12 protein-coding genes are annotated in these 13,677 nt (G+C 58.6%); 3 read left to right on the forward strand and 9 right to left on the reverse strand.

The window, feature by feature from the left end:
• Window positions 1-66 precede the first annotated feature (66 nt).
• The gene (locus AC2FF8_RS02420; protein WP_170343982.1) at window positions 67-438 is read right to left on the reverse strand and encodes a bleomycin resistance protein; all 372 of its coding nucleotides are present in this window, start codon (window positions 436-438) and stop codon (window positions 67-69) included.
• Between the two features lie 47 nt (window positions 439-485).
• The gene (locus AC2FF8_RS02425; RefSeq protein ID WP_257598909.1) at window positions 486-1,331 is read right to left on the reverse strand and encodes a HalD/BesD family halogenase; all 846 of its coding nucleotides are present in this window, start codon (window positions 1,329-1,331) and stop codon (window positions 486-488) included.
• A gap of 422 nt (window positions 1,332-1,753) precedes the next feature.
• Here AC2FF8_RS02425 and AC2FF8_RS02430 point away from each other — a divergent pair, with 422 nt between their 5' ends.
• The 3 genes from AC2FF8_RS02430 (at window position 1,754) to AC2FF8_RS02440 (ending at window position 5,169) form a co-directional block, all read left to right on the forward strand.
• Window positions 1,754-3,505 carry an acetolactate synthase 3 large subunit gene (locus tag AC2FF8_RS02430; RefSeq protein WP_496878838.1) on the forward strand — a complete coding sequence of 584 codons (1,752 nt, stop codon included), beginning with the start codon at window positions 1,754-1,756 and terminating at the stop codon, window positions 3,503-3,505.
• A gap of 69 nt (window positions 3,506-3,574) precedes the next feature.
• A complete protein-coding gene (gene ilvN / locus AC2FF8_RS02435; RefSeq protein WP_117868667.1) occupies window positions 3,575-4,135 on the forward strand; it encodes an acetolactate synthase small subunit in 561 nt (186 codons plus the stop codon).
• Window positions 4,136-4,449: 314 nt separating this feature from the next.
• Window positions 4,450-5,169, forward strand: coding sequence for a helix-turn-helix domain-containing protein (locus AC2FF8_RS02440; RefSeq protein ID WP_496878839.1), 720 nt, complete (start codon window positions 4,450-4,452; stop codon window positions 5,167-5,169).
• 9 nt (window positions 5,170-5,178) lie between these two features.
• On the opposite strand, the gene AC2FF8_RS02445 is transcribed toward AC2FF8_RS02440, so the two are convergent.
• The 7 genes from AC2FF8_RS02445 to AC2FF8_RS02475 form a co-directional block, all read right to left on the reverse strand.
• Window positions 5,179-5,964, reverse strand: coding sequence for a DUF2189 domain-containing protein (locus AC2FF8_RS02445; RefSeq protein WP_496878840.1), 786 nt, complete (start codon window positions 5,962-5,964; stop codon window positions 5,179-5,181).
• Between the two features lie 26 nt (window positions 5,965-5,990).
• Window positions 5,991-7,391: an amidase gene (locus tag AC2FF8_RS02450; protein WP_496879269.1), complete on the reverse strand. Its 1,401-nt coding sequence runs from the start codon at window positions 7,389-7,391 to the stop codon at window positions 5,991-5,993.
• 103 nt (window positions 7,392-7,494) lie between these two features.
• A complete protein-coding gene (locus AC2FF8_RS02455; RefSeq protein WP_496878841.1) occupies window positions 7,495-8,199 on the reverse strand; it encodes a M50 family metallopeptidase in 705 nt (234 codons plus the stop codon).
• A gap of 1 nt (window position 8,200) precedes the next feature.
• Window positions 8,201-9,328, reverse strand: coding sequence for a peptide chain release factor 2 (gene prfB / locus AC2FF8_RS02460; RefSeq protein ID WP_170343977.1), 1,128 nt, complete (start codon window positions 9,326-9,328; stop codon window positions 8,201-8,203).
• 94 nt (window positions 9,329-9,422) lie between these two features.
• A complete protein-coding gene (locus AC2FF8_RS02465) occupies window positions 9,423-9,815 on the reverse strand; it encodes a RidA family protein (protein ID WP_496872082.1) in 393 nt (130 codons plus the stop codon).
• A 15-nt stretch (window positions 9,816-9,830) separates the two neighbouring features.
• On the reverse strand, window positions 9,831-12,320 hold the full coding sequence (locus AC2FF8_RS02470) for a penicillin-binding protein 1A (RefSeq protein ID WP_496878842.1): 2,490 nt from the start codon (window positions 12,318-12,320) through the stop codon (window positions 9,831-9,833).
• 94 nt (window positions 12,321-12,414) lie between these two features.
• Entirely contained in the window at window positions 12,415-13,635 is a 1,221-nt protein-coding gene (locus tag AC2FF8_RS02475; protein ID WP_496878843.1) for an N-acetylmuramoyl-L-alanine amidase, read from the reverse strand.
• Window positions 13,636-13,677 lie beyond the last annotated feature (42 nt).

Here is a 13,677-nt window from a genome sequence, read left to right on the forward strand (position 1 = left end):
CCCGGCCCAACCAGAGGATATGCGACGCAGTCGCATTGACGATGGGCGGGAGCGCTACGCGCCGGGTCAGATACCTTCTCCGAAAAAAACCAATGTCCCGTCTTCGTCAAGAACGTGGAATTCACGCTGATTGTATGGCTGATTGAACGGCGACCTGACACGGCCTTCAGGCAGATCGGCCAATCCGTCGCGCAGGCTGTCATAAAGCCCATCGATATCTTCAACATCGATATAGAAGGAGTGTTCATCACCCAATGGCTTGCCATCATCCCGGGGTGGGCACTCCAAAAGGCGGATCGCAACAGGACCACGTTTCAAAAAGGCATAATTGTCCTGCGTGAACCCACAGGTGAACCCAAGGCGATTACAATAGAAGTCGATCTGGTCCTTCAGGGACGAGCACAACACAAATGGTGTAAGCTGCAAAATCTTGGGCATCTGACTCTCCGAACAGGAAACAGATGCATTGTACCGAGGTTGGACATTCAATCCAGCAATTGATCCTTGCGCAGCCCCGCGCGCTTGTAATGATGCGGCAAAACGCGGCCATACAATTGCTGCGTCCGCTCGACCCCACCGCACATGCCTTCAGCCTCGACAAAGGAAAAGATGCCGACATAGCGGCGGCGCTTGCCTCTGACCGGAGCAACCCGGTGCAGTGAATACCGGCCCTTGAATATCTGCAAATCCCCCGGCCGCAGATCCAACCGGCGAACGCGCCCCATGTTCCCATCGAGAACCGCAGCCACGAGATCAAAGTTTTCATCCTCTGCCGTGCGCAGGTTGGGCGCGTACTCGAACGCGCCGCCCGTCTCTGCGTTCTGGATGGCCAGCGTCACGGTGTAGTTGTTGGTGTCGAAATGCCAGGGAAAGCCCTGCCCTTCCTCCACGACATTGATGATCACATCCGCCAATGGATCATCGTAGCGAAAAAAACGGTCTTCGGGTTCATTCAGGGCATCGCGGACAAAGGGAAGAAAACCGTCGAACTCGTAAATGCGCCGCAGCGGGCCGGATTTCGAAAGATTGTCGGCCGGAACAAAGGCGTTCGAACGATCATAGAACCGGCGGATCGGATGGGCGATGCCAAGCCTTGGATCGTCCTTCGTGAAATAGGCGTTGGTTCTGTTGAAGGACCGATGCGCCTTGGGCGCCACCCCCTCGGCTTCTTGCACCAGTAGCTTGACCCCTGCGTCGTGCACGAAACCAGGCAGAACAGCACATCCATCCTGCTCCAATTCGCGTCTCAAATCCTCGATCAGCCGATCATAAGCCGGTGAATCGGGGCGATCGATTGGATAGCGGCCAAGATCAACCAGGTCCTGCAACATTCTAAGCCTCCGGGTTTTGCCCCCTGCACGCTCAGCGTGGCGCAGAAAAAAGTAATGATCATGCCCGTTTCGGACATCGGCCTGACGCTTTCAGACCGCCTGATCCGTGCACAAAACGGCCAATTCACACACCGAATTCCCGGAAATTCCCGACATGCGGCAATCTGCGCAATAAAATGTCGCAAAATACCGCTGCTGAGATAGAAAATTGGTGCAATTGCCTGTTGACGCCCCTTCCCCCCGACCATAATGTCGCCTCCAAGCAAAAGGAGCCTCTGGCGATGAGAACGCTAGTCGTAATCGTAGGAACCACGCGCATGGGCCGGTAACGGTAAACCATAATCGAACCCATGCGCCTCCGAAAATCTCGGGGGCTTTTTTTTGTCGAACGCAAGACACATGTCGCGAACGGAGCAAAGCAGATGACACGTGAGATGACCGGCGCAAAGATGGTGGTTCAGGCCCTCAAGGATCAGGGCGTGGACACGGTATTCGGATACCCCGGTGGCGCCGTGCTACCGATCTATGATGAGATCTTTCTGCAAAACGACATTCGCCACATTCTGGTGCGTCACGAACAGGGCGCGATCCACGCGGCCGAAGGTTATGCCCGATCGACCGGAAAACCGGGCGTCGCGCTTGTCACCTCCGGCCCCGGTGCCACCAATGCTGTCACCGGTCTGACCGATGCGTTGCTGGATTCGATCCCGATCGTGGTTCTGACCGGACAGGTCCCGACCTTCATGATCGGGTCGGACGCGTTTCAAGAGGCCGACACCGTTGGCATCACCCGCCCCTGCACCAAGCATAACTGGCTGGTGAAGGATACGGACTTGCTGGCTGAAACCCTGCACGAGGCATTCCATGTCGCCACCTCGGGCCGCCCCGGCCCGGTGCTGATCGACATCCCGAAGGATGTGCAGTTCGCGTCGGGCGAATATGCCAGCCCGAAACCTTCGACCTCGCATTACCAACCAGCGATGAAAGGAGATCTGGAAGAGATCACCGAATTGGTTGCCGCGATCGAAACCGCAAAGAAACCGATCTTCTATACCGGCGGTGGCGTTATCAATTCCGGCCCCGCGGCAAGCCAGTTGCTGCGTGAACTGGTGGATGCAACGGGCTTTCCGATCACCTCAACCCTGATGGGCCTTGGCGCCTATCCTGCCTCGGGCGAAAACTGGTTGGGAATGCTCGGGATGCATGGTCTCTACGAGGCCAACATGGCGATGCATGATTGCGATCTGATGATCAATATCGGTGCGCGGTTCGATGACCGGATCACCGGGCGTATCGATGCGTTCTCGCCGAACTCGAAGAAAGCACATATCGACATTGATCCGTCCTCGATCAACAAGGTCATCCGGGTGGACATCCCGATCGTCGGCGATGTGGCGCATGTGCTCGAGGATATTCTGAAGATCTGGAAGTCGCGCGGGCGCAAGACGGACGCCGCGAATGTTAAACAATGGCAGAACCAGATTGCGGAATGGCGCAAGATCAACTGTCTGGCGTTCACCAACAGCGAGAAGTCGATCAAACCGCAATACGCGCTGCAACGTCTTGAAGAGCTGACGAAAAAGCATGATCGCTACATCACCACCGAAGTGGGTCAGCATCAGATGTGGGCGGCACAGTACCTTGGGTTCGAAGACCCCAACCGCTGGATGACCTCGGGCGGGCTGGGCACGATGGGCTATGGCTTCCCCGCCTCGATCGGGGTGCAGATGGCACATCTGGACGCGCTGGTGATCAACGTCGCTGGCGAGGCTTCGTGGTTGATGAACATGCAGGAAATGGGCACCGCCGTTCAGTATCGTCTGCCGGTGAAACAGTTCATCCTGAACAACGAGCGCCTTGGCATGGTGCGCCAGTGGCAGGAGCTGCTGCATGGCGAGCGGTATTCGCATTCCTGGTCCGAGGCCCTGCCCGATTTCGTCAAACTCGCCGAGGCCTTTGGTGCGAAAGGCATCCTGTGTTCCGACCCCGCCGATCTGGACGATGCGATCATGGAGATGATCAATTATGACGGTCCAGTGATCTTCGACTGTCTGGTCGAAAAGCACGAGAACTGCTTCCCCATGATCCCGTCGGGCAAGGCGCATAACGAGATGCTTCTGGGCGAAGCCGAGACGCAGGGCGTAATCGACTCCAAGGGCTCGGTTCTGGTTTAACATAATTCGACAGTTTTGATTGAGCGCCGCGCTGCGCCCAACCTGTCAAGGATGATGAAAGGGACATAAATGTCTGCCCTACATATCAAAAAAGGCTCCACCCGCCATTCGGCCTATAACCTACGGCCCACCTTCTCGGACGTGCAGGAACGCCATACCATCGCGGTTCTGGTCGAAAACGAACCGGGCGTACTGGCGCGTGTGATCGGCTTGTTTTCGGGCCGCGGCTATAACATCGAAAGCCTCACCGTCGCCGAGGTGGATCATACCGGCCACCTGAGCCGCATCACCATTGTCACCACCGGCACGCCGCAGGTGATCGAACAGATCAAGGCGCAGCTTGGGCGCATTGTCTCGGTGCGTGACGTGCATGATCTGACGGTCGAGGGCGCATCGGTCGAGCGTGAACTGGCGATCATCAAGGTCGTCGGCGAAGGCGACAAGCGGGTCGAAGCGCTGCGACTGGCCGATATCTTCCGCGCCAATGTAGTCGACAGTACCCTGAATTCTTTCATTTTTGAGATCACCGGCGCGCCCGACAAGATCGACGCCTTTGCCGATCTGATGCGCCCCCTGGGCTTGATGGAAATCGCCCGTACCGGCGTGGCGGCCCTGCTGCGCGGCGATTGATCGACCTGTCCCGCCTTGGCACTTGTCTTGCGGCCAAGGCGGGAACACTTTTAAGAGTGGCCGGCGATATGCAATGCAACTTTGGCGATCTGAATGCGCTAAAATTGCCATAAGGTCAGCTTTTCCGGTTAAAGATCAGTCATTTTCAGATAAAGCCTATTGCCTTTGCGCATAGGGCCGTTAGCCTTGAAGCCGCAACGCGACGTGGGGATACGTTGCTTGGGGTCATTCTGTACGATTTTTCGATGCGCACCGGGCTTTGGCTTCTGTGCGAAGATGGTTTCTTCCGGAAACTGAGCAAGACGTGGGCACCCATGACCGACGACATTCGCAGTCCTGCTGAGCTTCGCGCAATGTTTGGTGCGAACCTTCGGCAATTGGCAAAGCGATATCGCTCGGTCTCGGCGCTGTGCCGCCAACTTGGCGTGAACCGCACCCAGTTCAACAGATATCTTTCCGGTGAAAGCGTTCCCAGACCGGATGTGCTGGACCGTATTTGCCGGTTCTTCGATGTCGATGCCCGCATTCTTCTGAAACCGCTGGACGAGATCGAAAAGATCGAAGAACACCCCGCAACTCCGGCGCTGACAGAGTTTCTGGGCTCGGGTGCGGATGCGATCGAGAAATCCCTGTTTTCACCCGGGTTCTACGCGGTGATCGAAAGCCTTTCGGCTGAACACCGGATGACCCTGCTGCACGCCCGACCCCTGGCCCAATGTACGTTGATCCGTGGCTACGTGTCGCGTGCGGCAATGCCCGAGGCAACACCGAAAGCCCGGGAAATACAGGGGATAGCGGCCTCAAGCGGTGACACTGTCTATATGCTGACCTCGCAGCGGGAAGGTCACAACAGCCGGGTCTATCTGATCTCGCCGGACCCTACGGGAACGGCAGTTCATTGGCGTGGGTCGGTCATCAGTCCGGCAAATGCGACAAGGCCCGAACCCGTTGTGCTGAAATACCTTGGGCACGACTCGACGGCCATTTTTGCTGCTGCACGATTGTCGACGAACAACGTGGCTCAGCACCTGTAACCTACCGTCTCAGGTTGGTGTTTTCCCTTCATCGTTCTGCGTGATCTGCCGGTACAGATGCCAGCTGGCATGCCCCAGCAGCGGCAGGACCACCAGCAACCCCAGAAACCAGGGCACCATCGCCAGAAATGTCAGCACCGCGATGAACGCGCCCCAGGCCAGCATCACTGGGTAGTTCTTTGACACGTAGGTAAAGCTGGTGATCATGGCCGTCACGAAATCCAGTTCACGATCCAGCAGCAACGGAATCGACAGAACGGTGATCATGTACAGAACGGTCGCAAAAACCGCCCCGACTGCCGTGCCGACTGCCAGCATTGTCAGGCCATTCAGCGTCAGAAACACCTCAAGCGAGGTTGACACGTTGGTCATCGTCGCCAACCCCATGAACAGGGCAAAGATCATGTGCCCCAGAAAAAACCAGAACAGAAACACGACGACTATGATCGCGCAGATCGAGGGCAGTTGTCTGCGGCTTTGCTGCATCACGACCCCGAAGATCGCGCCAAAATCGAGCGGCTCGCCTTGTTCCAACCTGTGCGAAACCTCGTACAGACCAACAGCGGCAAACGGGCCGATCAACGGAAACCCGATGGCCGCCAGCACCAGCCAGAAGGTTGTTCCGGTCTGAACTGTCACCCATGCCATCGCCCACCCGGACAGTACGTAAAACCCCGCAAAAACAAGGCCGAACAGCGGTGCGCGGCGAAAGTCGGCCCAGGCGCGCTTCAAAGCAGTGCGCAGCATGGCGGTATCGACCGGTCGCATATCCGGAACACCAAAGGGTTTGTCCATGTTGTCTTCCTCCTCCCTGACCGGCGTTATGGCATCGCCGGCCTCTTGTTCGGCCAATCTGTTTCGGCGTGGTAAGCCGCTCCGACTGACAATAGTTTTCGATCCGATCCTCTGGGTCCGAACAGTTGAAACCCCATGGGCAGCCCCTGCGTGCCAAACCCCGCGGGCGCAGCAAGACAAGGCAGGCCGATCAGGCTGACCGGTACCGTGACATGCATCCATCGGTGATAGGTATCCATGGCCCGGCCCGCGATCTCTGTCGGGTAAGGCAGATCAACCGAGAACGGCCAGACCTGAGCAGACGGCAGAACCAACGCGTCAAACCGTTCGAACAGGTTCGCCGCGCAACGGAACCATTCCGAGCGGATGACACTGGCGTGGTGCACCTCCATCGCACTCATCGCCAGCCCCCGATCCAGCTCCCATTGCGCCGTGTCTTTCAAATGCTCTTTTTGCGAAGCCAAAGGTTCCAGCCCTGCGGCCACGCTGAACGACCGCAAGGTGATCCAGCTGGTCCAGAGTTTTTCAGCATCGAAAGGCGGGGGGATGTCCTCAACCTGCGCTCCACGCGTTTCGAATACGCCCATCGCGTCTTTGCAGATGTCGAGAATACCGGGCTCGGTCGGAAAAGCGTCGCCCCAGTCGCCAAGCCACCCGATCCGCAGCCCGTGCAAATCGGCGGCGGTCACCGGCGACACCGGGGCACTTTCAGCGGCCAACGGCAAGCGCGGATCCGGACCCGAGATGACATCAAGCAGAACACCCAGGTCTTCGGGGCAGCGCGCCATGGGGCCCAGTGTCGACAACTGATGCAAAAAACTGTCGCCCACGGGATCGGAAGGCACCCTGCCCCAGCTTGGCCGAAAGCCGTAAACGTTGTTCCATGCAGCCGGGTTGCGCAAGCTGCCCATCATGTCCGAGCCATCGGCCAGCGCAACCATGCCCGTCGCCAAGGCAACCGCCGCCCCGCCGGACGAACCACCGCAGGTACGATTGGCGTCATAAGGGTTGCGCGTTGCACCATAGACCGGATTGAACGTGTGCGATCCCAGCCCAAATTCCGGCGTATTGGTCTTGCCGATCAGGATGGCACCTGCGGCCCGCATCCGGGTGGCAATCAGATCGTCAGTGTCCGGCACGAAGCCCTTGAACATCGGTGAGCCCTGAGACGAGACGACGCCCGCCACGTTCACAAGATCCTTGACTGCGATTGGAAGACCGTGCAGCGGGCCGGTGATCGGGCCATCGTCACAGGCCTTCGCCTCGACCATCAAATCATCTGAATCCCTTAGCGCGACGATGGCATTCACCTCACCATTGACCGTGGCGATGCGATCCAGCGAGGCCCGCATCACGTCCGAGGCTGAAACCTGCCGGCTGGCCAACTGTTTCAAAAGGTCTGTAGCCGATATCCGGGTCAGGTCCATGACGCGCCAATCCATTGTCGTTTCCGGCAGCCTAGCGGGCAGTTCAGATCATTTAAACCCACTGTTTAAATGTATCTTTTCAGTGAAGTCCCGGACGGCAATGTCAGCGCGCTGATCCGCGAAAATGCAGGTTGCTGTCAGCCCCAAGCCAATAGCGCAGGCAAAGAGCAATCGCCATGCAGCTGAGCACCAGCCAGATCCCGCCCCACAACATGGCAGAGCCACCGAATTCCTCGGCCAGCATGAATGCATCCGAACGCGCGCCGGACCGTCGGATCGTGTCGTCGAAGATGTCGAAAGGGACATAGATCATGCTGGTCAATCCGATCACGCGCAGCACCAGATCGCTTACATCGGGGCGCAGATACCACGCCGCAGCAATCATCGCAGCCCCGGTTCCGATGCTGAAAACAAGGGCGAACGGGTCGCGGATATACAGCACCGCCACCAGACACATGACACCGCCAAAACCCGCCAGAACGGCGCGGTCGGCCTTTGTTCGCAGGGCAAGGATCAAAAGGGCCATGCCAAGCGCCAGTGAACCAAGATATCCGGCAGACAGGCTGAGAAAGCGATTGCCGCCCCGGCCGAGGACAACGCCGCCCTGTTGCGATGAGATCGAAAAGCTCTCGACCGAGCCGCCCGTCATCAGGATCGTCACCGCATGAGACAGCTCATGCAGAAAGACGACCAGTATCTTCAGTGGAACCGCAACCGGTGTATTCCAGAGAAAAAACACCAGGGCCGTGATCAGGATAAGCTGCCAATGCCCTTTCAAAACGTTCAGGAAAGGGCTGTTACGCTTCACCTCAGCTGTCGCCCTGGGCCTCGGAGCGGCTCTTGCCCGCCACGTTCAGGGCCAGTGTGGCCGCCATGAAGCCGTCCAGATCGCCGTCCAGAACACCCTTGGTATCCGAGGTCTCGTAATTGGTCCGCAGGTCTTTGACCATCTGGTAGGGCTGCAAAACATATGACCGGATCTGGTTGCCCCAGCCCGCATCCCCCTTGGCCTCGTGTGCCGCGTTGATGTCGGCGTTCCGGCGGTCCAGTTCCAGTTGATACAAGCGCGATTTCAGAGCCTTCATGGCGATATCGCGGTTCTGGTGCTGCGACTTCTCGGAGGAGGTCACGACAATCCCGGTCGGAATGTGGGTGATGCGCACGGCCGAGTCCGTGGTGTTCACGTGCTGACCGCCCGCCCCCGATGACCGGTAGGTGTCGATGCGGATATCGGCGGGGTTCACCTCGATCTCGATATTGTCGTCGACCACCGGATAAACCCAAACCGAACAGAACGAGGTGTGCCGCTTGGCCGCCGAGTCAAAAGGCGAAATCCGCACCAGCCGGTGTACGCCGCTTTCGGATTTCAGCCAGCCGTAGGCGTTGTGGCCGGAAATCTTGTACGCAGCCGATTTGATCCCTGCCTCTTCGCCCGGGGTTTCAGACTGAAGCTCGACCGTATAGCCTTTTTTCTCGGCCCAGCGCACATACATCCGCGCCAGCATCGAGGCCCAGTCGCAGCTTTCGGTTCCGCCCGCGCCCGAGTTGATCTCGAGGAAGGTGTCGTTGCTGTCAGCCTCACCGTCCAGCAGCGCCTCAAGCTCTTTCTTTGCGGCCTTGGCCTGAAGCGCCTTGATTGCGGCTTCGGCGTCCTGGACGACCTCTTCGTCTTCTTCCATTTCGCCCAGCTCAATCAATTCGATATTGTCGCTGAGGTCGGTTTTGATGGACTCGTAGGTCTCGATCGCGTCGACCAGCATCTGCCGCTCGCGCATCAGTTTCTGCGCCTTTTCGGGATTGTCCCACAGGTTGGGATCTTCGACACGCGCATTGAATTCCTCAAGGCGATGCGGCGCGGTCTCATAGTCCATGCGCTGCGCCAGCAGCTCCAGCGACTTTTCGATTTCCGCTATGATGTTCTGGGTTTCGGCGCGCATGGTCTTGTCCCAACTTGCTCAATCAGGCCTGCGTGATAGCAAGAGGTGCGAGACACCACAAGACAGGCTGGATGGATGGAGCGACTCTCGTGACTCACTCGGAAAGATGTGCGATCGCCCGAATTTCAACCAAGGCACCCTCCCGTCGAAGTCCCGCAACCTCAACTGCGGTCCAAGCCGGGTAAGGCGCAGGCAGAACCTCAAAGCGCACACGGTCAAACAGATCGAAATGCTTTCGCATGTCAACATGGTAGGTCGTCATCTCGACCACAGTCTCCAAACCTTGGTTCGCTTCCTTTAATACCTCGGCAATCTTGGAAAAGGCGTTCCGGAACTGTAGTTCCGGATCATACGGCATTGAACCGTCTGCCGCGCTCCCGGTCATACCGGTGAGAAACACGTGCCCTCCCGAGATGACACCCGGAGAGATGCTTAGCTGCCCGGGCGCACCCAGCAAAGCATGTGGAATCAGAGGTGTCTTACCCAACTTGGTCAGTCCCTGTCAGTAAAGACCACCGGTACTCAGATCGCCTTGCGAGGCCTTGGGCCCGACCGTGATGGTTTCACCCGTCGACGTCTGAACCTGCACACCTGCGCGCTGTGCTTCCTCGAACAAGGGCAAGTCCGAACCAATCGCAAAACCACCGTCATAAACACGGTCGATGAACCCATCGACACCGTCGCGGAAGAATTCGGCCACGACATAGTCGCCGGTGGCGTCATCCGGCAGGCGGGCGCCGCTGAAACGGTCGATTTTGATGAAGTGACCCCCTTCCGGAACCTTGAATGGCCCACCGCCATACTTTTCGACGGCTTTTTCCATGAAGCTCTGGAACACCGGGCCGCACAAGGTCCCACCATAAGCCCCCCGCCCCATCGGGCGCGGGCGGTCATAACCGATGTAGCAGCCCGCCACGATATTCGAGGTAAAGCCGATGAACCACGCATCCTTGGATTCGTTGGTGGTTCCGGTTTTGCCGGCCGTCGGCACCGGCAGGTTCACATAGCGCGAGGCCGTGCCACGATCCACCACGCCTTTCATCATGGACGTCAACTGATAGGCCGTGATGGCATCCATGACCTGCGCGCGGTCCGTGACGAGGGTCGGGGCCTCGTCGGGCTCGAGCCAGGTCGAGTTGCAATTCAGGCATTGACGATCATCATGACGATAGATGGTCTTGCCGAACCGGTCCTGAATACGGTCGACCAGAGTGGGCTCGACCCGCTGACCCCCGTTCGCGAACATCGCATAAGCGGCGACCATCTTGTACAGCGTCGTCTCTTCGGACCCCAGCGAGTTGGCAAGGAACGCGCCCATCCGGTCATAGACGCCAAAGCGTTCGGCGTAACCTGCAACCACCGGCATCGTGACCTCTTGCGCCAGACGGATGGTCATCAGGTTCCGCGACTGCTCGATCCCGGTGCGCAAGGGGGTCGGCCCGTAGAACTTGTTCGACGAGTTCTTGGGCCGCCACAAGCCCTGTGGCGTGTTCACCTCGATCGGTGCGTCCACGACGATGGTTGCGGGGCTGTAGCCGCTGTCCAGCGCGGCGGCATAGACAAAGGGTTTGAAACTGGACCCCGGCTGGCGCTGTGCCTGCGTGGCGCGGTTGAAAACAGTGTCCTGATAAGAAAAACCGCCCTGCATCGCCAAAACGCGGCCCGAGTTCACATCCATCGCCACAAAGGCGCCCTGAACTTCGGGCACCTGACGGGCAGACCACTGCCCCTCTTCGCCCTCGACCACAAGGATCACATCCCCGCGCTTGAAGTTCGCCGCAAAATCACCCTGCATCCACTTGATATCGGACCGCAGAATGGTGCCATCCGCAGGGCCGTCCTCGATCCCGACGGTAAGTTGCTGATCCGAGACATTCAGAACCACGGCGGGATACCAGCGGGTCGGCAGCACCACATCGCGCGGGATTTCCAGAAGCGAAAGCGCCTCGCGCCACTGTGCCTCATCCGCCAGTTTTTCTTCCGGGATCACTTCGCCGGTGCCACGCCATTTCCCACGCGACCGGTCATATTTCTGCAACGCCGTACGCAGGGCCTTAGCGGCCTCGACCTGCATTTCTTCGTCCACCGACGCACGAACCGTGAAGCCGCCGGTAAAGAACTCTCCTTCACCAAAGTCCTCGCTCAGTTGACGACGGATTTCATCGGTGAAGTAGTCGCGCGGCGGCAATGCGGTGCGGAAGCTTTCGAAATCGCCGTTCTGAACCGAGCGCAGCGGCATCTCGACTTCAGTCTCATAGGTCGCCTGATCGATGTAACCGTTCTGGTACATCTCGCGCAGCACATAGTTTCGGCGGGCCAACAGGCGTTCCTTTTCCCGAACCGGGTGATAATCCGACGGCGCCTTGGGCATTGCGGCCAACATCGCGGCCTCGTGCGGGGCCAGTTCCTGCAAGGTCTTGTTGAAATAGGTCTGCGCGGCGGCCGTCACACCGTACGAGTTCTGACCCAGAAAGATCTCGTTAAGGTAAAGTTCAAGGATCTGCTCCTTGTCCAGTGTATCTTCGAGCCGGGTGGCGAGGATGATTTCCTTGATCTTGCGTTCTGCCCGGCGGTCGCCCGACAACAGGAAGTTCTTCATCACCTGCTGCGTGATGGTCGACGCACCGCGCACGGTTCCGCCCTTGGTTCGCACCGCTTCGACTCCTGCCGCGATGATCCCCCGCGGGTCATAGCCCTGATGGGTATAGAAATTCTTGTCTTCCGCCGAAATAAACGCCTGTTTCACCAGATCGGGAATTTCCGAGGACGGCGTGAACAGGCGGCGTTCCTGCGCGAATTCGTCGATCAACTGGCCTTCGCCCGAATAGATCCGGCTGATCGTCGGGGGCTTGTACTGGGCCAGGGATTCGTGGCTGGGAAGATCGCGGCCATACATCCAGAACACCGCACCGATCACCAGTGCGACCATGAAAATACCCAAGGTGACGATACTGAAGATCGCCCCGAAAATCGAAAGAATGAACCGGATCACGTTACTGCCTTTTTCTCGCGGTGGTGCCTATATAGTGTTGCACCGCCCAAGGGTCAAAACACCAAGCGCATTCTAGCCGTTTTGCGCCGTAAGGTCACTGGCCAATCAGGGATTTGCGGATCACATCCTGCTGACGCCAGTCTTCGATCCCCTGAAAGATCCCCAACGCCATATTCGCCCGCCATTCCGAATTTCTCAGGTTTTCTCGGTCTCTGGGGCTGGAAAGGAACCCAAGCTCGATCAAAACAGACGGAATATCGGCCGCCTTGAGCACCGAGAAAGACGCGGTCCGCAACGGTTTGCGGTTCATCGGCCCGCCCTGCTGGGCCATTCCGTTGGCGATCGCGCTGGCCAGCGACCTGGTCCGCGGCATCGTTTCCTGGCGCGCCAGATCAAGCAAAACATCAGCCACCTGATCATCGGCACCATTCAGATCGATGCCCGAGATCAAATCCCCCCGGTCATGTCGTTCAGCCAGTTTTGAACTGGCCACATCCGAAGCATCGGCAGACAGGGTATAGACGGCCGCCCCATGGGCCTGCCCTTCCGACAGGGAATCCGCGTGCAGCGAAATGAACAGATCCGCGCCAGCCCGATGCGCCAGGGCGATCCGACGTTCCAACGAGACGAACTGATCATCAACGCGGGTCAGGACCACCTCGTAACCTCCTGATCGCAATAACACTTCGCGCAGTTCGCGGGCAAAGGTCAGCATCAGGGTTTTTTCATCAACGTCATAGGTTTCGGCGCCCGGATCGATCCCGCCATGCCCCGGATCGAGCATTACGCGCAACGGCCGGTCCGCGGAACGCGAAGGTGCCTGCGGCACATCAGCCGGTTCCGGCAAGTCCCAACCCGGATTGCGCGGCGCACCTGCGGTTGCGTTGAACGTGTCAAAATCCGTGCCCTTGAGGTTCAGAGACAGCAGCGCCGCCCCCGAATCCTCGGCCACCGACAGCTCGGCTGTGTCTACGGCCATCGGTGCGCCCAGTTCCAACACCAGCCGCGACCAACCCGGAACATAGGCCCCGAAGTGCACGCCGCTGACGCGTTCGGATTGCAGAAAATCCGTTCGGTTCAGCCCGGTCCAGTCCACTTCGTTGAAGTCCAGAACCATCCGGTACGGATCCTGCAAGGTGAAAACCCGGTACGGCACCCCCTGGCTCAGGCCGATATCCACGCGAACGCCGGTTCGCCCCACATCCGTGATGCGGCTTTGGTCAGGTTGAATGCGTGCCAGCGCGCTGAAATCCTGCGCGACGACACTGCCTGCCAGCGCCCATATCAGGGCGATGCAAAAGATGATCCTGCTCATGGCCTCAAGTTTTCCCGAGATCGCTTGCCGGGCAGCCTATAC

It is taken from the genome of Ruegeria sp. YTSA144 (assembly GCF_059610125.1).